The sequence below is a fragment of the Streptomyces sp. NPDC090106 genome, assembly GCF_044747265.1.
Lineage (GTDB): Bacteria > Actinomycetota > Actinomycetes > Streptomycetales > Streptomycetaceae > Streptomyces.
Genome location: NZ_JBIVDS010000016.1, coordinates 100,533 through 120,260 on the forward strand (window position 1 = coordinate 100,533; position 19,728 = coordinate 120,260).

Below are 19,728 nucleotides of genomic sequence, written 5' to 3' on the forward strand. Positions count from 1 at the left end.
TGACATGTATCTCCGTACCGAGCCCTTGCCGGACAACCGCGTCCGTCGATTCCGGCCCCCCGCCGCGGTAGCAGAAACATGTCGCGAGACATGGCTACACTTCGCGGTCTTGGCAGCAAGCTCCCCGGGAGGAGACGGCCCGGTCCCCCCGCCGACGCGGTGACGACCGACCGGACGGGCGACCAGCAGCACCAGAAGAGAAACAGCGAGGCCAGCCGCGAGATGGACGCGACAGTGCGCTACTCAGTCCTCGGCACCGTACAGGCGAAGCGCGGGGACACGGAGATCGACCTGGGGCCCCCGAAGCGACTGGCACTGCTCGCCCTGCTGCTCCTGCGGGCACCCGGCCCCCTCACACTGAGCGAGGCGGTCGACATCCTCTGGGACGACGAGCCGCCGACCAGCGCCGTCAACGTGGTGCACCGGCACATCGGCGCCCTGCGCAGAACACTCGAACCCCAGCTGCGCAGCCGTACCAACGCCACGCACCTGGTCCGCGCCGCCGACGGCTACCGCCTGCTGGCCGACACCTCGACCTCGGACCTCCTGCGCTTTCGCGATCTGCGCGCCCAGGCGCAGCTCGCGGTGAGGGCCGGCACCCCGGCGCAGGCGGCGGAGGACTACGTCGAGGCCCTCCGGCTGTGGCGTGGTCCCGCCGTCGCCGCCGGCACCACGGTGGCCCGACACCCGGTGTTCACCTCGGTCGGCCACGAGTTCGTCGCCACAGTGAAGGAGGCGGCCGACGCCGTCCTGACCGCGGCGCCCACGCTGACGGAGGAGGTACTGACGGTTCTGCGGCGGGCGGTGCAGAGCCACCCTTTCGACGAGGCGCTGCACTCCCGGGTGATCGCCGCACTCGCCGCCACCGGCCGCCAGGCCGAGGCACTTCAGCAGTTCGAGAGGATTCGTGGCGCACTCGCCGAAGAGCTGGGTGTCGAACCGGGCCCCGAACTGCGCGCCGCCCAGCAGCACTTGCTCCAACGCGCGGTCTCCCGCGGTCAAGCGGGCGCCGCCGCCGGGCTCCTGGAGGCCGGCCGACCGGCCCAACTGCCCGCGGACTGCGTCTCGTTCGCCGGCCGCCAAGAGGCGCTGAGCCAGTGCCTGAAACTGCTGCCGCTCCAAGGAGAGTGCCGGCAGCCCACGACGACCGCGGCCATCTGCGGCATGGCGGGAGTCGGCAAGACGACGCTGGCCGTGCACTGGGGTCACCTGGTCGCCGAACACTTCCCCGACGGACAGATCCACGTCGACCTCCAGGGCCACCACTCGTCCCTGCCCCCGCTCGACCCGGCCGCGGCGATCGCCGAGGTGCTCGGCGCCCTGGGTGTGGAGACCGACCGTTCGCACTCGAGTGCCGCCGCGCTCGCCGCCGCCTACCGCAGCGCTCTGGGCGGACGCCGGCTGCTGCTCGTCCTGGACGACGCGGAGGACTGCGAGCAGGTACGTCCGCTGCTGCCCGCCGCACCGGGGTGCCTGGCGATCATCACCAGCAGGCGGCGGCTGGAGGGCCTGGCCGTCACGGACAACGCCCGGATCATCACGCTGGACCCGATGACCCGCGAAGAAGGTCTCGAACTCCTCGACCGGCGACTGGGCACCGACCGGATCCGGGCCGAGCACGCCGCCGCCGTGGAGATCGTGGAGCTGTGCGGCGGACTCCCGCTCGCGCTGGCCGTGGCCGCCACCCAGGCACTGGTGCAGCCGCGCTTTCCGCTGGCCTCACTCGCGGCCAGGCTCCAGAACGCCGACGACTGTCTCGATGTCCTGTCCGGCCGTGACACCCGCACCAACACCCGCAGTTCGTTCCACCGTTCCTACGAATCGCTGGGCAGCAGCGCCGCACGGCTGTTCCGGCTGCTCAGCCTGCACCCCTCGCGGGACATCACCCTGCCGGCCGCGGCCAGCCTGGCCGGCACCGGCCTGCGCAGGACCCGCCAGGACATGGCCGAGCTGATGGACCACCACCTGCTCGTCGAGCTGACCGCCGGCCGCTACACATGCCATGAACTGCTGCGGGCCTGCGCGAGGGAACTGAGCTCGCTGCTGGACGCCCCGACAGTACGCTCCGAAGGACTGTCCCGGATGTTCGAGCACTACCTGTACAGCGCCGACGCGGCCACGGAGCTGCTCGCGCCGCACCGCACCACCGTGGTCCTTCCACCGCCGCGGCCGGGTGTCCGGCCGCAGTCCTTCAGCGGACCGGCGGAGGCCGCGGAGTGGATCGTCGCCGAGCAGTATCTGCTGCCGGAGCTCGTACGCTCCCTCAGCCACTCCCCCCGCGGCGAGACGTTCCGCCGCCGGCTGACCTCGGCACTGGAGATGTGCCTCGACTCCACGGGCCCCTGATCCGGCTGAAGTGAGCAGACCAGCGCGCCGAGCGGCGGTGCCGTGCTCCCGGCGGCGCGGCGCAGCTCGACCGGCCGAACGGCACGGAGAGGCGCCTCTGGTGGCACGCATGGTCAGTGCCATCGGCACGGATGGTCACACTCCGCCGAGCAGCCGGCCGCATCATCTGGTCATGACCAGCACCAACACCGCCACCTTCGGTGGGCGCCTGCTCATCGGCGCCACCGGCTCAGCCGCGGTGGCCACTCTTCCGGCGTACGTCAACGCGTTGCGCGCCACCTTCACGGGCACTGTCACCGTCCTGATGACCCATACCGCCGCGACCTTCCTGCCGCCCCACACAACGCGCCTGTTCGCCGACCGAGTGGTCACCGGCGCCGCACCCGACGACTGGGCGCAGGAGAACCACGCGACCCTCGCGGCCGAGCATGACCTGATGGCCGTTCTGCCGGCCACGGCCAACACGCTCTCCGCCGTGGCTTCGGGTGCCGTGCCGAACATGCTGACCGCGACGATCAGTGCTGCGGAGTTCCCTGTGGTGTTCTTTCCCGTGATGACGGGCGAGATGTGGGGCAAGCCCGCTGTCCGCCGTAACGTGGAACAGCTCCGGCAGGACGGCTATCACGTCGTCGATCCCCAGCAGGGCCGGCGCTACGACGTCGGCCTCAGGGAGTTCGTCAAGGCTCCCATGCCGCCTGCTCCGGCCCAGTTCGTCGAGTTGATGCGGGAGTTCATGCCGCAGGGCAGGCCCGCGGCGGCCTGATGGCTAGCTGTCCCGGCATCGGGACCGGTACATGCCGGGCGTCATGCCCGTCACCGCTTTGAAGGCCCGGTGCAGTTGTGCTTCGCCACCGAACCCGCAGGCCCGCGCCACAGCGGAGAGGACGTACTCGGGATGTGCCGACATCAGCCGTTGGGCGTGTGACACACGCAGCCTGCGGATCATCCCGGTGAGTGATTCACCGTCGTCGGCCAGGGCTCTGTACATCGTGCGTCGCGAAACCCGGCATGCCGCGGCCACGGTGGCGGCATGGAGATCGGGGTCGGTGACGTTCTGGCGGACGAAGCGATGGACGCGTTCCCGCGTCAACGCCGTCGACGCCGGTGGGAGCTCGACGTCCGTGGCCCAGGCAAGGGCCGACTCCAGCAGGTCGACGGCGTGCGGCAGCAACACCGTCGCAGCTCTGGCATCGGTGCGGTGCAGACGGTCGAGGTTGATCAAGAAGTCCGCGATGATTCCGCCGGGTCCTGAGGCGTCCAACTCCACGGCTGTCGCACCGCTCAGCGAGCGGTGCGACAGCCGTTCTCTGGGTATTTTCACGACCAGTTGAGAGAAGTCGTCCGCGAAGTCCAACGCGTAGGGGCGGGAACTGTCGACGAAGGCCATGGAGCCGGGGCCGAGCACCGCGACCTGCTGGTCCTGCTCCAGCCTGGCCCGGCCGCGCAACTGGACGTTGGCGAGGAGGACGTCTCGGTCGTCCCGTGCGATCAGGCGGCGTGTTCGTGCCACCTTCTGGGGGCCCGCGGTCAGTGAGGCGAAGGCGACATCGTGCAGGACCGACGTGTCGATGTGCCCCTCGAAGGCCGCGTCGGGCCTGGGTCGCACCGCGACTCCCACGAATGTGTCGCAGACGACGTCAGCCCAGTAGCTGAAGGCATCGCAGGCCTCGACCTCCGTGCTGGACCACCTCATGTTCACACGTTCACTCACCTGTCCATGATGCCGCCCGCGGTCGTACGGGCGCCGTGCACCGCGCTCGGGTGGGCGACCGGCTCCTCGCGCAGCAACCAGCGGGGGAAGGGTTGACCCAGCCTCACCGCTCGGGTGACGTCCGCGTCACAGCACTAGGCGGCCTCAGGCCGTACGACGCTGCGCAGCTTGCGCAGGGCGTTGTGCTGGCGGCTCTTGACGGTGCCGGCGGGTACGCCGAGGATGCCTGCGGTCTCGTGGATGCTGCGATCGCACAGATAGATGTGGACCAGTACGGCACGGTGCTCGGGAGACAGCCTGCGCAGCAACGGCCGGACCACGAGGGCGTCGTGCACGCCCTCGGTGCCGTCGGCGCCCGAGACGGGGTCGGTGTAGGTGACTCCGACGACCTCTCTGCGCGCGTGGGGCTTGCGCACCCAGTCGATGACCAGGTGTCGGGTCACGGTGAAGAGCCAGCCACGGATCGACCCGTCCATACCGAGCAGACGGTCGCTGTTGCGCCAGGCCCGGATGATGGTCTCCTGGACGATGTCCTCGGCGAGTCCGTGGTCACCCAGCATCTTCTCGGCGTACGAGACAAGGCTGTCCCGGTGTTCCCTCATGATGACGCCGAGCAGATCGGACCGGGACCCAGCCGTGAGGGGCGTAGCCATAGTGTTCTGAACCATCCTGGTTCTCTTCGTGCGGCGACCGGAGGCCGGATGTAACCCCCGTATTCGCACTGTAGGCAGCGGCGGGTGCCAGAAGAATGCTGCATTTGTGTCGTCCGAGTGTCGCGGCCGGGACCGCCGGACACATATGTCGCGGAGTCAACCGGTCAGCGCTGCGACTCCCCGTTTCACCAGGGGTTTTGCTGTCCAGATCGCGTTTTACCCTTTCCTGACAGGATCCAAACAAGTACAGGATGTGAGTCCTTTGTCACGTGTGCGGGGACCGCGTCGAGCCGCCTTGACCCGACGCTGAATCGCGTTGCCGAAGAAACATGTGTGAGCGGCGGCGACTCAAGGCAATTGAGGGGACAGTGCGACCACTCGGTGACCCCCTGGAACATGTGCGGCATCGTTCGCCCGGCACACGGTCCCGGTGGGTGCCGGGAGAGGACGGGAGCCCGCGTCGCCCTCAGGACGGCGCGGGCTCCCGTACGCGGCTCACACGCTGCGTTCGTAGGAGGCCCACGCGATGTGCGACTCGTGCAGGGTCACGGCCACCTCACGGATTCCCCGGGCGCCCTCCCCCAGCGTCCCCGCATGGATCGCCTCGACCAGACGGTCGGCCACCACCTTGGCCAGGAACTCCGTGGAGGTGTTGATCCCGTCGAACCGGTCCACGTCGTCGAGGTTGCGGTAGTTGAACTCGCCCAGCACCTTGCCGAGTTCCGTGGTCGCCAGGCCGATGTCGACGACGATGTTGTCGTCGTCCAGCTCGGGGCGCCGGAACGTGGCGTCCACGAGGAACGTCGCCCCGTGCAGCCGCTGGGCGGGGCCGAAGACCTCGCCGCGGAAACTGTGGGCGACCATCAGATGGTCCCGGACGGTGATGCTGAACAAGGGTCCTCCAGGTGCGTGCATACGGTGCGACGGCTGCGGCACCGGAGCATACCCGGGGGCACGTATGACGTCGGCCGTGCTCCGCCGGGGCTCGCGGGCCGGTGCCCGATGTTCCCCGGGTACGGGTCGGAGTGGGTCTTTTGGGGCGGCATGTGAACCAAATGTGCGGGCCGCTCGTGTCCTTGATGTGCCGGGAGGGACCGGCCCGGGTCGCCTCCCGGCACAACTTTCCTCTTCCCCTTCCGGTCCCGTGCGGCAAGGATGTCGGAGCGGTGGGGCGGGCTCGAAAAGGGGCGGTTCGTGCGGGCCGGACGTGCCCGGTCACCCGCGGGTCGTCCCGACCGTGACTCGGTCCGCCCGGCCGTTTCCGGTTCAAGCCGCCCGGGGCCGGCTTCACCGGCAGAGGAGGACGATGAACACGCCACCGGGAAGCCGTCTGGAGAGGGCCCTGGCTGACTTCGCCGAGCAGTACGGAGCTCTCATCCGGGCCCGGGAACAGATGAGGGCGCTGTCGGTCACGACGTGTTCCAAGGACGGTGTCGTGGAGGTCACGGTGGGCTCCGACGGCCGTGCGGTGGGGGTCCGCTTCATCGACCGGCGGTTCCGCGAGATGGCGTCCGCGCAGCTCGGTGACAGCGTCCTGGAGGCGCTGACGACGGCACGCGCCGAGGTCACGGCCCGCGTCGCCGCCGTCATGGCAGCCGCCGCGTTCCCCCTGCCCCCGTCGGCGCGGTCCCTGCCCTGGGACGACCGGAGCGCGGCGGACGCGGCCCTGGACTCTCCGTCGTGGTGCTGGCGTCGGCTGGTGCGGGAGGCGCGCGCGCTGACGTCCGGCCCCGGCCCGGTGCGTGAGTCCGGCGTGGTGAAGACCGGCGGCGCGGTGGGTGCGTGGGACGCCGGGGCGGGGGTGGTGGAGACGTCGAGGTCGCGGGCCCAGGGACCGCTGTGGGGTCGCGGCCGCTTCGGAACGCGGTCCGGCTCCGCGCACGCTTCTGTGCCGGCGGAGCTGCGCGAGGCCGTCCTGGCGCTGCGCAACTCCGTGTGCGCCGCGGTGAGCGACCCCTGCGGTCCCCCTGTGTGCGGATGCGCGGGGGCGCTGGAGCGGCCGGGGAGAGGCGCCGGGGCAACCGCGGAGTCCGCCTGACAACTGTCACACGTGTGTTGGGTTGCCCGGCATCCGAAGGCCCCGTCCACTCTCGTACGCTCTCAGGTAGGTTTGTCGGCAGAACCCTCGTCCTCGGCCCAGGTGTGAGCCTTCGTCGGCGTGACGGAGTGTGCTCGAAGTCCCACCACAACGAGAGGATGTCAACGACCGTGCCGAGGCTTCTGCAGGAGAGCGACGTCGTCCGCGTCGAGAGCAATGTCTTCACGGTGTCCGGCAGCAACACCAACTGGATCATCGTCAGGGACGGTGACAGCTGCACGCTCGTCGACACGGGCTATCCGGGCGACCGTGACGCGCTGCTGGCCTCGCTGTCAGTGGTCGGGCTCAACCCGCGCTCCGTGGCCGCTGTCCTGGTCACGCACGCGCACAACGACCATATCGGCACGGCCGAGCACCTGCGTGCCCTGTACGACGTGCCGGTCCTCATGCACGAGGAGGAGGTGCCGCACGCCCGTCGTGACTTCCTCGACCAGGTGTCCGTCGGACAGGTGCTGGCTCAGGCATGGCGGCCGGGTGTGCTCCCCTGGGCCGTCCACGCGCTGCGGGCCGGCGGGACCACCCATGTGCCCGTCTGCGAGCCCGCGGCGTTCCCTGTGTCGGACGCCCTGGACCTGCCCGGATCGCCGGTACCCGTGCACACGCCGGGGCACACCAAGGGCCACAGCGCCTACTACCTGCCCGGCAGCGGGATCCTGATCAGCGGTGACGCCCTGGTGACGGCGCATCCCACCTCGCGGTTCAGCGGACCGCAGCTGCTGCCGGACATGTTCCACACCGACCGGGCGCGGGCTCTCGACTCCCTGTCCGTGATCGAGGAGTTGGACGCGGGCATCGTCCTGCCCGGCCACGGCCCCGTTCACCACGGGTCGGTCAAGGAGGCCGTGCTGACCGCCCGTGAGCACGCCGCCCGCTGAACGTCCCCGCCCCTGGGCTCGGCCATATCTCACACCGCTCTGGCCGAGGGATCATGCGGAGCGGTTCGACGAGATACTTACCGGGCAGTATGTTCGGAGGGCACCTCGTGAGAGTGACGTCCGCAGGCCTCGGGAGGTCCAAGAAAAGCTGGTGCTTGCCGTATGCGCAGGCACATCAGCGCTTATCGTGAAGAGTGAACATGCCGGACGAACCGTCTGGCGTTGACACTTATCCGCACGGCGCCCCCGGCATGGGTACCATGCGCAGAAACATCCATATCGAGGGAGTGAACGGTTGTGACCAGCCAGTCAGCCGCCACGCTCCGGTCGCGGTACGTAGAGCAGGCCGCGTCGGACTTGGAGGAGAACCGTCGGCGACAGCAAGAGCTGGCCGAGAAGATCACGGTGCTGAAGCAGGAGGAGGCCCTCCTCGCGGACATCCTCAACCTCGCCGAGCGGTACGAGGGTTTCGCGGACGCCTCCCGGCTGCCCGAGCAGTTGCAGGACGAGCCGGTCGTCACGAAGGCGAAGCGGACGCCCGCCAAGGCCACTTCGCGGCGCCCGGCACCGGCCAAGGCACCTGCGGTGAGCAGCTCGGCGGCGGCCGGCGCGAAGGGGAAGTCGCGCCAGCCCCTGCTCGGTGACCTGCTCGCGCAGTTGCTCGCCAAGTACGACGAGCCGCGTCTGGCGAAGGAACTGCGGGACGAGCTGCTGAAGAAGCACCCGGACCGCAACCCCACACCTCAGGTGGTGCGCAACACCCTTGAGTCGCTGGTCGCGAAAGGTCTCATCCAGCGGCACAAGCAGCAGCGCTCCGTCATGTACACCCTGGTGGACCGGAGCGCGGCGGCCGGCTGACACCCGTCTCCCGTCCCGCGAGGTGCGGTCCGGCCTGTCAGCGGTCCGGGCTGTCAGCGGTACGCACCGCACGCGACACCGTGCGGCACGCGGGACGGGGAAGGTGTCCGGGAGCGGTGTCCCGGAGCTCCTCCTTCACGAGGCCGCGCCCGTCGGCTACAGGACCACGTCCGCCAGCCGCGCCACCTCGTCGAGGTCGTCGACGGTCGGGATGAGGATGAGTTCGTCGACGCCGAGTTCCTCGTAAGCCTTGACCGTCGTGCGTACGGCGTCCGCTCCCCCGCTCACCTCGGCGGCCCTCGCCCGTGCTCCCTCGGGCCCGGCCGGCAGGTAGTAGTCATGGACGTTGGCCCGGCCACGCTCCTCGTCCCCCAGGGCGTAGTACGCGAGAGCAACGAGGTGGGGCGCGCCCGCGCGACCGGCCTCCTGCCAGGCCGCGCGGGCGCGGTCGAAGAGCGGGGCGATGAGCCCGGGTGCCGCCGACGGGCCGATGTATCCCTGGCCCGCCCTGGCGACGCGGTCGAACGACACCTGCGCCATGCCGCCGAAGAGCAGCGGTACCTCACGGGTGCCCTCAGGCACGGCCGGGTTGTCGCAGCCGGGCGGGATCTCGCCGCGCCAGACACTGCGGTAGGTCTCGATGTCCTGGTCCAGTCGCTTTCCGGTGCCGCGCGGGCCGAGGCCGTCCACCACGAAGTCGTCGGCACGGCCGCCCAGTCCGAGACCGAGCGTGAGCCGGCCGCCGGAGACCGCGTCGATCCCCGCGACCTCCTTGGCCAGCAGGACCGGCGGCCACACGGGGGCCAGCAGCAGCGTGCTGATGAGGCCGATCCGCTGTGTGGCGCCCGCCGCCGCGGCGAGGGCGACGGTGTCCATGACGCCGGGGTAGGCGATACGCCCGAGCGAGCCGAGTGAACTGAACCCGGCCTCCTCCGCGTTCCTGGCCCAGGCCGGGACGACATCGGGTCGGACGTCGCGGATCTGGTTGGGAAGCCCTATGCCGATCTTCACTGCGCGCATCTCCTCATCACAGGGCCGCCTCGTGCGTGTCTCCCGCCCGGGCTCCCCTCCGTTCCTGCTTCCTCCACGGATGCCCGGGGCGAAAAGGTTCACCCCGGCGCGGCGGAAGGGCATGCGAGAGGCACGACCGGTACCTCCCACATGTGTCCGCGTGGATGGGCTCCCCGGAGAGCTCAGTAGCCCCGCCACACGTTGTCGAACGCCGCGTCCTCGATGCCCTGCCGCAGTCGTACGGCCTCCAGCTGTGTCACCGCGTCGCCGACGGCGGCCAGCACGGTGGTGACCGCGTCCTCCAGAGGGCTGTCGGGGATGTCCGAGGGGGCGTCACCGACACCCGCCGCCACGAGCAGGGCGGTGAGGACGGGTTCCCCGGACGTCCTGCGTTCCTCCGCCGCGCGCCTGGCGGGCGAATCGGCCGGTGAACCGGTCTGCGTGGCCGCCGAGAACGGCAGATGAAGGCCGTGTCCCGTCCGGTGGGTGAGGAGCCCGGCCCGCTTCAGGTCGTCGGCGTAGGCGGCGGCGAGCTCGCTGCCGCGGCGCCACAGCCAGGCGTCGACCGTCTCGTACGGCTCCTGCGGGGAGAGCGCGGCAGCCGCCTGGTCCAGCAGGGCGTCACCGGTCTCCACCGGAGGGCCGGGCACCAGGCGGTCGCCGTCCAGGGTCAGTGCGCCGTGGTCCAGGAGGTCGACCGCCTCCGCGCCGGCGAGCGCGAGGGACAGGTCGCCCTGCTCCACGGAATGGCCGGCCGGCAGACCCAGGGCGATGAGCGTGAGGTCGCGTGCGGTGGTCATGAGTCCCTCCTCGTCTCCAGCAGGCGCAGCCACACCTCGCTGATGGTCGGGAACGCGGGTACGGCGTGCCAGAGGCGGTCGATGGGCACCTCGCCGGTGATGACGACGGTGGCCGAGTACAGCAGTTCGCTGACGCCGGGGCCGGCGAAGGTGGCGCCCACGACGACCTGGCGGTCCGGGTCGACGAGGATCCGGGCCCTGCCCTTGTAGTCGGTGCGGTACAGATGCGCGCCGCCGACATGGCCGAGTTCGTAGTCGACGACCTCGACGGTGCGGCCGGTGCGCTCGGCCTCCTGGACGGTCAGTCCCACGGCGGCGACCTCGGGGTCGGTGAAGACCACACCGGGGACGGCTTCGAGGTCGGCCGTGCTGCTGTGCGGGGCCCAACGCCCGGTGTCCAGCCGCTCGCCGCGGGCCCGGGCGCCGATCACGGCCCCGGCGAGACGGGCCTGGTACTTGCCCTGATGGGTGTACAGGGCCCGGCGGTTGACGTCGCCGACGGCGTACAGCCAGTTCCCGGGCACCTCGGTGACGGTCAGGCTGTCATCGGTGGCGATCCAGTCGCCCGGCTTCAGCCCCACGGTGTCGAGCCCGATGTCGGCCGAGCGCGGGGCGCGGCCGGTGGCGAACAGGATCTCGTCGGCGGTGATCTCTCCGCCGTCCGACAGCCTGACCAGGACCTCGTCGCCCACTCGCCGCGCGCCGACGACGGAGACCCCGAAGCGGACGTCCGCGCCGGCCTCGCGCAGTCGCTCGGTGACCAACTCGCCCGCGAAGGGCTCCATCCGCGGCAGCAGCCCGTTCTCCCGGGCGAGCAGGGTGACCCGGCTGCCCAGGCCCTGCCAGGCGGTGGCCATCTCGACGCCCACGACTCCGGCGCCGACGATCACGAGGCGTTCCGGTGCCCGCTGGGCGCTGGTGGCCTCGCGGCTGGTCCAGGGCCGCAGATCCTCGATGCCGGGCAGCGGGGGCAGGGCCGCGCGGGTGCCGGTGCAGACGGCGACGGCGTGCCGGGCGCGCAGACGGACCGTCTCGCCCTGCACGGTCTCCACGGTCACCTCCCGCTCCCCCGCCAGGCGTCCGTGGCCACGCAGCAGGTCGATGCCGGCCGACTCGATCCACTCGACCTGGCCGTCGTCCTTCCAGTCGGAGGCGACGCGGTTGCGGTGCGCCAGGACGGCCTCGGTGTCGAGGGGGTTCTTGACGGCGGGGTCGATGCCAGGGACGTGCAGGGCGTCGGCGCGCGTCAGCACGGGGCGCAGCAGGGCCTTGCTGGGGTCACAGGCCCAGTACGAGCACTCGCCGCCCGCCAGTTCGCTCTCGATGATGACGGTGCTCAGGCCCGCGGCGGTGGTGCGGTCCGCGACGTTCTCGCCGACCGGGCCTGCGCCGATCACTATGACGTCGTAGGTGCGAATGTTCTCGGTCGTCATGTGTCTGGTGTCCTTCGGTGGACGTTGCTGGTCGGACGAGTGCCGATCGGGCGGATGTTGGGGTCAGGCGGATGCCGGTCGGGCGGCTGTCGTAGGTCGGGGCGGGCCTGGTCTCAGCGGCCGGGGGCGCGCTCGGTGACCTCCTGGAGGAACCACTCGTTGCCGTCGAGGTCCTTGAAGGCGGCGAAGGTGCCGTAGCTGGCCCGCTCGGGATGCGGCCCGGGCACCCGGTGGGTGTCACCGGCGTGGTGGAAGGCTCCGGTCTCGTCGCGGAACGGACCGTCGACCTCGACACCGTGGGAGGTCAGCTCCTCCTTGGCCTTGACGATGTCGGTGACGGTCAGCTGAAGGCCGTGCAGCGTGCCCGCCTCCTGCCGGGTGAGGCCCTCCCCGAAGATGATCGAGCACTCCGAACCGGGCGGGGTGACCTGCACGATCCGGTAGCCGTCGTGGATCGGGAAGTCGGCGTCGAGGCGCCAGCCGAGCTGCTCCACGTAGAAGCCCTTGGCGCGGTCCACGTCGCCGACGGGCAGGATGACGACTTCGAGCTTCATGTCCATGGCTGGGATCTCGCCTTCGGTGAGGTGTGTGATGTGTCATGTGTCATGTGTGGCTCGTGGTGGTCGTTCATGACTTCAGGTCTGCTCGGGCTTCAGGTCTGCTCGGGTGTGCATGCAGTCTCGATCGAGGCGGACATGTGCGGCATCAGTCACCTGACGGTGTGATGTGTCGGCCGTACTCAACGGCGGTGACCGATTCGTGACCGTGGCGACGGACACCTGACGGCCTTGGGATACGTGTGAATGTCGGGGCGCTCTGCCCCTCGACCGATCACGGAAGGACAGATCTTGAGAAGACTCTTTCCCACCTCCCGCGCCGGACGCGCTCTCACGGTGGGTGCCGCGCTCCTCTCCGCCGGGGCGGCCCTCGCCCCGGCCGGAACGGCCGCGGCGAGCACGGCCACGGAGAACCGGCACCGGGTGGACTACGTCGCTCTCGGCGACTCCTACGCCTCGGCGCCGGTCGTGCCCACGCAGGTCGACGCGACCTGTCTGCGCTCCAGCCGGAACTACCCCTCGCTGGTGGCGCAGTCGCGTTCCGCGTCCCTGACCGACGTCAGCTGTGCGGGTGCCACGACCGAGGACATGACGGCCGCGCAGAGCGACGGCGTGGCGCCGCAGCTCGATGCCCTCGACCGGGGCACCGACCTGGTCACCCTCACCATCGGTGGCAACGACATCGGCTTCTCGACGGTGCTGGGCACCTGTGCCCAGCTCACCTCCGGCGACCCCGCGGGCACCCCGTGCCAGAGCCACTTCACGGCCACCGGCACGGACCGGATCACGGACGCCGTCGCGCAGACCGGACCGAAGGTGGCCCAGGTGCTGCGCGGCATCCACAAGCGGGCGCCGCACGCCCGTGTCGTGGTGGTCGGCTACCCCGACCTCTTCCCGGACGACGGCGTGGGCTGCACCAGCAAGACCGTGCCGTTGGCCATGGGTGACTTCGCCTGGCTGCGTGACAAGGAGAAGGAACTCAACGCCATGCTGGCCCGCGAGGCCCGGCACGGCGGCGCGAAGTACGTGAACACGTACACGCCGACCGTCGGTCACGACCTCTGCAAGCCGACCGGCGAGCGGTGGATCGAGACGTTCGCCCCGGAGACGCCGGCCGCGCCGGTGCACCCCAACGCCGTGGGTGAGAGCGCGATGGCCACCGCTGTCGAGGGTGTTCTCGCGCGTCACCACTGACGTTCGCCGCTGGGCGGATGACCGGTCCGGCACGCTCCACCGCCGGACCGGTCTTTTCGAGCCCGGACTCCGAGTCGGAGCCCGGGCTCGTCCTCGTCCTCGTCCTCGTCACAGGAAGCTGGAGGCCGCGGGGCCGTACCCGCCCAGCACCGCGCTCTCCGTCCAGTTCCACACCTGTGCCTGCGTCGGCAGGTCGTGCTGTTCCGGGTGTGCCTCGCCGAGGGAGGGCTGCTCGGCGGCGGCGATGTGCCGGCGGGCCGGACGACGGGACTTGGCGAGCCGTAGGCGGGTGTGCGTCAGGGAGACCATGTCCTGCTCCGGTGGTGTGGGTGAAGACGCGTCAGGCGGCAGCGGCGGCGCTGATGGCGACCGGGATGTTGCCGCGCAGGGCCTTGGAGTACGGGCAGATCTGGTGGGCCGCGTCGGCCAGCTCCTGGGCGGTGGCCTGGTCGACGCCGCCGAGGACGGGGTTGAGGACCGCGGACAGGGAGAACTCCCCGTCGTCGCCGTGCGTGAGGGTGATCTCGGCCGTGATGTTCGTGCTGGTCAGCCGGACCTTGCGCTCGGTGGCGGCCCGGCGGAGCGCACCGAGGAAGCAGGCGGCCCAGCCGGCGGCCAGGAGCTGCTCGGGGTTGGTCGCGGTACCGGCGCCGCCGAGCTCCTTGGGGAGGGCGAGGCTGGTCTCCAGCAGACCGTCGGAGGAGCGGACGTGACCGCCGTTCCGGCCTTCTCCGTCTACGTCGACAACGGCGGTGTAGCTGACTGCCATGACTGGTGCTCCCCATCTGGGTCGAAAGGTTCTCTGTCACCGCTGACCAGGCCACATTTCGTGTCACCGGTTGAGGTGGTGATGCAATCATGGCAGCAGATTGCGTCACCAGTCAAGGTGGTGATTCACATACGACAACGCTGTCGCCCTTGCGACATGTCTCAGCTGTGCCACCCGGATCGAGTGACACATGCCGCGTCGCCGTCGGATTCTGTCGCGCAGATGAACGGCACACAGCGCGCCGGGAGAGGCACAGAACCGATGAGACACACCCGTCTGCTGGCGACGTTCGCCGCCGGCGTCGCACTGGCCGCCACGGCGGTCGCCCCGTCCTTCGCCGACCCACCGACGTCGTCACCGCACACCTCGACGGCGGCCGGAACCCCGGGGGACGGATCGACGGTCCGGCTGATCACCGGCGACAGCGTGACCGTGGTGAAGGGCCCTGACGGCACACAGACGGCCTCGGTACGACCCGGCCCCGGGCGCGACGGCATCGTCTTCCACACCTTCGAGCAGGACGGACACCTCACGGTCCTGCCCGCCGACGCCTCGCCCCTGGTCTCCCGAGGCCGCCTGGACCGCGACCTGTTCGACGTCACCTCGCTCCTCGCCCAGGGGTACGACGACGGACTGCCCCTGATCGTCGGCAGCTCCGGCACGGCGACCGCCCGGACGGCGGACAAGCTCGCCTCCTTCGCCGAAAAGGGCTCCCCCACCAGGGAGTTGCCGAGCATCCACGCCCGCTCCCTGCACGTCTCCCAGGACGACCTGAGCCCCTTCTGGCGCCAACTGGCCTCGGCCGAAGCTGCTTTGAAAACCTCCGCCGTGCCCCGGATATGGCTGGACGGCCGGGTGCACGCGGTCCTCGACCGCAGTACCGCCCAGATCGGCGCTCCGACGGTCTGGCAGACAGGTGTGCACGGCGAGGGCGTCAAGGTCGCGGTCCTGGACACCGGAGTCGACCAGACACACCCTGACCTGGCAGGACGTGTCTCCGAGGCCGTCGACTTCTCCGGCAGCCCTTCCACCGCCGACCCGTTCGGACACGGCACCCATGTCGCCTCCATCGTCGGCGGCAGCGGCGCGGCCTCCGACGGGCTCCGCAAGGGCGTCGCGCCCGGTGCGGACCTGCTCGTCGGCAAGGTCCTCGGCGACGACGGCAGCGGCTCCGAGTCCTCGGTGATCGCCGGCATGCAGTGGGCTGCCGCCCAGGGCGCCAAGGTCGTCAGCATGAGCCTCAGCTCCAACAGCCCCAGCGACGGCCAGGACGCGATGAGCCAGGCCGTCGACGAGCTCTCCCGCTCCACCCCCACCCTGTTCGTGATCGCCGCCGGGAACAGCGGCCGCGACGGCGCCTCCACCGTCGCCTCCCCCGGCGCGGCCGACTCCGCGCTGACCGTCGGCGCCGTCGACCGCGACGACTCGCTGGCCGACTTCTCCAGCCGCGGCCCGCGGGTCGGCGACGGCTCGGTCAAGCCGGACGTGACCGCCCCCGGCGTCGGCATCGTGGCCGCTCGCGCCACCGGCACCACCGAAGGCGACGTGGTCGACCAGTACTACGTGGGCTATTCCGGCACCTCCATGGCCACTCCGCACGTCGCGGGCACCGCCGCGCTGATCGCCCAGCGCCACCCCGACTGGACCGGCGCCCAGATCAAGGACGCGATCGTCAGCACCGCCCGTACCGTCTCGGGCCAGCAGGTCACCGAGCAGGGCGGCGGACGCGTCGACGCCGCCGAGGCGGCCCTCGGCACCCTCACCGCGACCGGCAGCCTCACCCCTGGCGCCTTCCAGGTCGGCGACCCGGCCAGGACGCTGGACGTCACCTACACCAACACCTCGGACCAGGCCGTCACCCTCGGCCTGACGCCCGCCCTCAAGGACTCGGCCGGCCGCCCGGCCCCCTCGGGCGCAGTCGGCCTCCCCGGCTCCGTCCGCGTCCCCGCGCACGGCACCGCCACCGTCCCCCTCACCGTCGACCCCGCCGAGGCCGGTCAGGGCACCTACTACGGCCACGTCACCGGCACCCCGTCCGACGGCACCGCCCCGGCCGTGCACACCACGCTCAGCCTGATCGTGCACGGCCCCGTCCACCGGCTCACCGTGCGGACGTACGACCAGAACGGCGACCGCGTCGCGGCACAGCCGGTCATCTGGGGCCCCGGCGGCTTCGTTCCCTACACGGACCCCGCCAACGGTGTCGCCGAGGCCGAGGAAGGCACCTACCAGGTCAGCCACACGTTCCTCAGCGACGCTCAGGACGGCCAGGAACTGCGCGAGGTGGTCCTGCCCGAGGTGAAGGTCACCGAGGACACGACGGTCACCGTGGACGCCCGCAGAACCGTCCCGGTCGAGATCCGCACACCCCGGCCCGCCGAACAGCGCGGAGTGCTCAGCTACCAGACGTACCGCGAACTCGACGGCCGTGCCCTGGTGCAGGGCACCATGTTCTTCGACATCGCCAAACGGCTCTACGTCAGCCCCACCGCCCAAGTACGGGACGGAACCTTCGAGTTCGCCTCCCGCTGGCAGCTCGTCGCCCCGCTGCTCCAGACCCGCGCCACCGGTTTCACCGGCGCAGTGAACGCCTACTACATGCCGTCCTCGGCCCTGTTCGACGAGCGTGGCACCACCCTGCGGGCCGTCGACGCGGGCAACGCCGAGTCCCCCGCCCTGACCGGTGTCCGGGGCCGCCTGGCGATCCTGGACGCCCAACAGGGCTGGGTCAGCGACGAGGTGCTGAGCAAGCTGGCGGCGGCAGGCGCCAAGGGCGCCCTGCTGGTCACCTTCGACGACAACCCGTGGACCCGATGGACCCCCGACGGCGACCGCTCCCCCGTGCCGGTCGTCCGCGTCGGCGCCACCACCGGAGCCGAGCTCCTCAAACGGCTCCGCCGCCACACCACCGAGCTGACGTTCCGCGGCACGGCCCGCAGCCCCTACCTCTACGACGTCATGCAGGTGTCCGAGCAGCGGATCCCGCAGCAGGTCACCCACACCGTCTCCGCCCGCGACAGCGCCGTACTGCACACCACCTACGCCGACAACGGCGGCAGCGGCTGGGCCGCCGAACAGCGCTTCGCCCGGCGCCCCTACCAGCAGACCGCCTGGAACCAGTACAGCCGCTACGTCCCCACCGGCATCACCCGCACCGAGTACGTCAGCGCAGGTGACACCGTCTGGCAGCACCTCGTCCACCACACCACCGTCTACGACCCCGACGTCCCGCTCGCACTCGGTATGCGCGACACACCCCGCACCTACCGGGCGGGCACCGAGTCGGACGAGACCTGGCAGGGCGCCGTCGTCCGCCCGTCCATCCCCGTCGGCGCCACCGAGCCGACCGAGCGCCGGGGCGACGTACTGCGCCTGCGGGTACCGGAGTTCACCGACTCCCGGTCCGGCCACTGGTCCCGCAGCCTGCCCTCCGACGGCGGTGGTGTCGGTACGTCCCGCACCGAGGCGACGCGGGACACGGTCGCGGCCTCCCTCTACCGCAACGGCACCCCTCTGAACGGCCTGGACAGCGCCTGGACCGACGTCGAAGTACCGTCCGGCACCGCCGACTACCGTCTGGAACTGAGCACTTCACGCACCTCCCCCGACTGGCACCTCGCGACCGCCACCCAGACCTCCTGGTCCTTCAGATCGGGCCCGAGCACCGAGCCCACCGCACTCCCCCTCCTCCAACTCGACTACGCCGTACCGGTCGACGCCCACAACACCGTCACCCGGTCCGGCACGTACGGCGTGGACGTCACCGTCCGATCCCAGGACGGCGCCCTCACCCCGCACGGCTCGAAGGTGCGGGTCGAGATCTCCTACGACGACGGCCGCACCTGGCGGACGGCGGACGTCCGCGACCGCGGTCGCAACACGTTCAGGGCCACGGTGGAGCGCCCGCGCCACCAGCACGGCAGCGCCGCCGTCACCCTCCGCGTCACGGCCCGGGACTCCTCGGGCAACAGCGTCCGTCAGACGGTCACCCGCGCCTGGGCGGAACGCCGCTGATCCTCGCCGGCCCGGAGGGCGAGAGGACCGTACGGTCCTCTCGCCCTCTGTCGTCGTACGGCCTTGGAGTACAGTCCTCGGACTGTCCAGGCCACGGCGAACGGGAGGGGCCTGAGGAATGCTGGAAGCCGCGGGGGTCTCACAGGAACAGGAGTCGGTCTACCGTCTCCTCGTGACGGCGGGCGGAGCCACCGCCCACGATGTCTCCCGACGTACACATGTGAGTGAGCCAGAGAGCACACGTGTGCTGGAAGCTCTGGTGCACCAAGGACTGGCCAGCCACAACGACGGCACGCCCCGGGTGTTCCGGGCGGTCCCTCCGGATGTGGCGCTCCTCCCCCGCATCAAACACACCGCCGACGCGCTGGACACGGCACGCGGAGAAGCGGACCGGCTCCTTGAGGCCTACCGCGAGACCGCGCGTCGCCATGACGCCGGTCAGCTCCTGGAGGTCATCACGGGAGCCGAGGCCCTGCGACAGCGGCTGAGACAGATCCAGGTGAACGCACGTGAGGAGATGCTCTGGTTCTGCCGTGCTCAGTACGTCGCCATGCCGTCGGGCAGCAACACCGAGGAGTTCGACGCGCTCGCCCGCGGTGTCCGCTACCGCGTGCTCTATGAGAAGCCCTTCTTCGACGACGAAGGCGCCGTCGACAATGTTGTAGCCGGTGTCCAAGCAGGCGAAATTGCCCGTGCCGTCCCCTGGTTGCCGCTGCGCCTCGCGATCGCCGACCGTTCCGTCGGCATCTTCCCCCTGGTGCCGGGCGGACCCGAGGGCAGCCCGGAGCAGCCGACCACGGCACTGGTGAGAGACAGCAATCTGCTCGGGGCCCTCGTCGCCCTGTTCGAGAGTTACTGGGAGCACGCCGTTCCCCTGCATCTCTCGGAGACCGGCGACCTTGCCGCGGATGACACCGCGCACTACCCCGCGCTGTCGCCGGCCGACGGCAAGCTGCTCTCACTGCTCGTCGCGGGAGTCGCCGACAAGGCGATCGCCTCCCAGATGAACCTCAGCCGCAGAACGGTGCAGCGCCGGATCCAGAATCTGATGGAACGCGCCGGAGCCGGAACGCGTATGCAACTCGCTTGGCAGGCCGCCCGACGCGGCTGGCTGTGACATCAACAGCCTCCGCAGGGCCCTTCGAGCGCGAAATCCGTCCCGACGGGAACGCACCCCTCTACGGGAGAATCGTTCTGAGCGAAGAATCGAACTGTTCGAATCGAGAGGCGATTTAGTACTCTCTGCCGTTTTCGCGAGCTATGAGTGTCGGGCAGTGACAGCTACGCCGCATGACCCGAACGGCAGACGCAGCGTCCTAACAGGCGGCACCACGGCGACCCGACTCGACCCGACCTATTACGCCGTAATAGCCAGAACGCCTGTGGCCGGCAAGAGACGATGCTCTTGC

At 70.5% G+C, this 19,728-nt stretch carries 17 protein-coding genes; 8 read left to right on the plus strand and 9 right to left on the minus strand.

The window, feature by feature from the left end; all coding sequences use genetic code 11:
* Window positions 1–159 precede the first annotated feature (159 nt).
* Both ACIPSE_RS39180 and ACIPSE_RS39185 read left to right on the plus strand, forming a co-directional pair.
* Window positions 160–2,346, plus strand: a complete 2,187-nt coding sequence (locus ACIPSE_RS39180) for a BTAD domain-containing putative transcriptional regulator (RefSeq protein WP_401672780.1) — start codon at window positions 160–162, stop codon at window positions 2,344–2,346.
* 172 nt (window positions 2,347–2,518) lie between these two features.
* Complete coding sequence (locus ACIPSE_RS39185; RefSeq protein ID WP_401672782.1) at window positions 2,519–3,109, plus strand: flavoprotein; 591 nt, start codon at window positions 2,519–2,521, stop codon at window positions 3,107–3,109.
* Window positions 3,110–3,112: 3 nt separating this feature from the next.
* Here the strand turns inward: ACIPSE_RS39185 and ACIPSE_RS39190 are convergent, their stop codons facing one another.
* The 3 genes from ACIPSE_RS39190 to ACIPSE_RS39200 all read right to left on the minus strand — a co-directional run bounded on the left by ACIPSE_RS39190 (window position 3,113) and on the right by ACIPSE_RS39200 (window position 5,604).
* Window positions 3,113–4,039 carry a helix-turn-helix domain-containing protein gene (locus tag ACIPSE_RS39190; RefSeq protein WP_401672785.1) on the minus strand — a complete coding sequence of 309 codons (927 nt, stop codon included), beginning with the start codon at window positions 4,037–4,039 and terminating at the stop codon, window positions 3,113–3,115.
* A 152-nt stretch (window positions 4,040–4,191) separates the two neighbouring features.
* Window positions 4,192–4,710: a sigma-70 family RNA polymerase sigma factor gene (locus ACIPSE_RS39195; RefSeq protein WP_401672788.1), complete on the minus strand. Its 519-nt coding sequence runs from the start codon at window positions 4,708–4,710 to the stop codon at window positions 4,192–4,194.
* Window positions 4,711–5,205: 495 nt separating this feature from the next.
* Window positions 5,206–5,604, minus strand: a complete 399-nt coding sequence (locus ACIPSE_RS39200) for a 6-pyruvoyl trahydropterin synthase family protein (protein ID WP_401672791.1) — start codon at window positions 5,602–5,604, stop codon at window positions 5,206–5,208.
* A gap of 412 nt (window positions 5,605–6,016) precedes the next feature.
* Here ACIPSE_RS39200 and ACIPSE_RS39205 point away from each other — a divergent pair, with 412 nt between their 5' ends.
* The 3 genes from ACIPSE_RS39205 (at window position 6,017) to ACIPSE_RS39215 (ending at window position 8,541) form a co-directional block, all read left to right on the plus strand.
* Window positions 6,017–6,748 (plus strand): YbaB/EbfC family nucleoid-associated protein, encoded by a 732-nt coding sequence (locus ACIPSE_RS39205; RefSeq protein WP_401672793.1) that lies wholly within the window; start codon window positions 6,017–6,019, stop codon window positions 6,746–6,748.
* Window positions 6,749–6,918: 170 nt separating this feature from the next.
* A complete protein-coding gene (locus ACIPSE_RS39210; RefSeq protein ID WP_401672796.1) occupies window positions 6,919–7,683 on the plus strand; it encodes an MBL fold metallo-hydrolase in 765 nt (254 codons plus the stop codon).
* Between the two features lie 297 nt (window positions 7,684–7,980).
* Window positions 7,981–8,541, plus strand: a complete 561-nt coding sequence (locus tag ACIPSE_RS39215) for a hypothetical protein (protein WP_401672798.1) — start codon at window positions 7,981–7,983, stop codon at window positions 8,539–8,541.
* A 156-nt stretch (window positions 8,542–8,697) separates the two neighbouring features.
* Here the strand turns inward: ACIPSE_RS39215 and ACIPSE_RS39220 are convergent, their stop codons facing one another.
* The 4 genes from ACIPSE_RS39220 to ACIPSE_RS39235 all read right to left on the minus strand — a co-directional run bounded on the left by ACIPSE_RS39220 (window position 8,698) and on the right by ACIPSE_RS39235 (window position 12,345).
* Window positions 8,698–9,561, minus strand: coding sequence for an LLM class flavin-dependent oxidoreductase (locus tag ACIPSE_RS39220; RefSeq protein WP_401672801.1), 864 nt, complete (start codon window positions 9,559–9,561; stop codon window positions 8,698–8,700).
* Window positions 9,562–9,734: 173 nt separating this feature from the next.
* The gene (locus tag ACIPSE_RS39225) at window positions 9,735–10,352 is read right to left on the minus strand and encodes a GPP34 family phosphoprotein (protein WP_401672803.1); all 618 of its coding nucleotides are present in this window, start codon (window positions 10,350–10,352) and stop codon (window positions 9,735–9,737) included.
* The gene (locus tag ACIPSE_RS39230) at window positions 10,349–11,785 is read right to left on the minus strand and encodes a dihydrolipoyl dehydrogenase family protein (protein WP_401672805.1); all 1,437 of its coding nucleotides are present in this window, start codon (window positions 11,783–11,785) and stop codon (window positions 10,349–10,351) included. Before ACIPSE_RS39230 ends, ACIPSE_RS39225 begins: the two co-directional genes overlap by 4 nt.
* 113 nt (window positions 11,786–11,898) lie before the next feature.
* Window positions 11,899–12,345 (minus strand): VOC family protein, encoded by a 447-nt coding sequence (locus ACIPSE_RS39235; RefSeq protein ID WP_401672807.1) that lies wholly within the window; start codon window positions 12,343–12,345, stop codon window positions 11,899–11,901.
* 333 nt (window positions 12,346–12,678) lie between these two features.
* Between ACIPSE_RS39235 and ACIPSE_RS39240 the strand changes: the two genes are divergently transcribed.
* Window positions 12,679–13,536: an SGNH/GDSL hydrolase family protein gene (locus ACIPSE_RS39240; protein ID WP_401673026.1), complete on the plus strand. Its 858-nt coding sequence runs from the start codon at window positions 12,679–12,681 to the stop codon at window positions 13,534–13,536.
* Window positions 13,537–13,644: 108 nt separating this feature from the next.
* On the opposite strand, the gene ACIPSE_RS39245 is transcribed toward ACIPSE_RS39240, so the two are convergent.
* Both ACIPSE_RS39245 and ACIPSE_RS39250 read right to left on the minus strand, forming a co-directional pair.
* Window positions 13,645–13,845: a hypothetical protein gene (locus ACIPSE_RS39245; protein WP_401672809.1), complete on the minus strand. Its 201-nt coding sequence runs from the start codon at window positions 13,843–13,845 to the stop codon at window positions 13,645–13,647.
* A 31-nt stretch (window positions 13,846–13,876) separates the two neighbouring features.
* Window positions 13,877–14,305, minus strand: coding sequence for an organic hydroperoxide resistance protein (locus ACIPSE_RS39250; RefSeq protein WP_401672812.1), 429 nt, complete (start codon window positions 14,303–14,305; stop codon window positions 13,877–13,879).
* 261 nt (window positions 14,306–14,566) lie between these two features.
* Here ACIPSE_RS39250 and ACIPSE_RS39255 point away from each other — a divergent pair, with 261 nt between their 5' ends.
* Both ACIPSE_RS39255 and ACIPSE_RS39260 read left to right on the plus strand, forming a co-directional pair.
* Complete coding sequence (locus ACIPSE_RS39255) at window positions 14,567–18,319, plus strand: S8 family serine peptidase (RefSeq protein ID WP_401672814.1); 3,753 nt, start codon at window positions 14,567–14,569, stop codon at window positions 18,317–18,319.
* Between the two features lie 118 nt (window positions 18,320–18,437).
* Window positions 18,438–19,436 carry a helix-turn-helix domain-containing protein gene (locus ACIPSE_RS39260; protein ID WP_401672817.1) on the plus strand — a complete coding sequence of 333 codons (999 nt, stop codon included), beginning with the start codon at window positions 18,438–18,440 and terminating at the stop codon, window positions 19,434–19,436.
* Window positions 19,437–19,728: the final 292 nt, after the last annotated feature.

Excerpts from the sequence above, each read along its gene's own strand:
- ACIPSE_RS39185 (WP_401672782.1), top strand. The coding sequence starts at position 2,519 with ATGACCAGCACCAACACCGCCACCTTCGGTGGGCGCCTGCTCATCGGC.
- ACIPSE_RS39190 (WP_401672785.1), bottom strand. The coding sequence starts at position 4,039 with ATGAGGTGGTCCAGCACGGAGGTCGAGGCCTGCGATGCCTTCAGCTAC.
- ACIPSE_RS39195 (WP_401672788.1), bottom strand. The coding sequence starts at position 4,710 with ATGGCTACGCCCCTCACGGCTGGGTCCCGGTCCGATCTGCTCGGCGTC.
- ACIPSE_RS39205 (WP_401672793.1), top strand. The coding sequence starts at position 6,017 with ATGAACACGCCACCGGGAAGCCGTCTGGAGAGGGCCCTGGCTGACTTC.
- ACIPSE_RS39220 (WP_401672801.1), bottom strand. The coding sequence starts at position 9,561 with ATGCGCGCAGTGAAGATCGGCATAGGGCTTCCCAACCAGATCCGCGAC.
- ACIPSE_RS39225 (WP_401672803.1), bottom strand. The coding sequence starts at position 10,352 with ATGACCACCGCACGCGACCTCACGCTCATCGCCCTGGGTCTGCCGGCC.
- ACIPSE_RS39230 (WP_401672805.1), bottom strand. The coding sequence starts at position 11,785 with ATGACGACCGAGAACATTCGCACCTACGACGTCATAGTGATCGGCGCA.
- ACIPSE_RS39235 (WP_401672807.1), bottom strand. The coding sequence starts at position 12,345 with ATGGACATGAAGCTCGAAGTCGTCATCCTGCCCGTCGGCGACGTGGAC.
- ACIPSE_RS39245 (WP_401672809.1), bottom strand. The coding sequence starts at position 13,845 with ATGGTCTCCCTGACGCACACCCGCCTACGGCTCGCCAAGTCCCGTCGT.
- ACIPSE_RS39250 (WP_401672812.1), bottom strand. The coding sequence starts at position 14,305 with ATGGCAGTCAGCTACACCGCCGTTGTCGACGTAGACGGAGAAGGCCGG.
- ACIPSE_RS39255 (WP_401672814.1), top strand. The coding sequence starts at position 14,567 with ATGAGACACACCCGTCTGCTGGCGACGTTCGCCGCCGGCGTCGCACTG.
- ACIPSE_RS39260 (WP_401672817.1), top strand. The coding sequence starts at position 18,438 with ATGCTGGAAGCCGCGGGGGTCTCACAGGAACAGGAGTCGGTCTACCGT.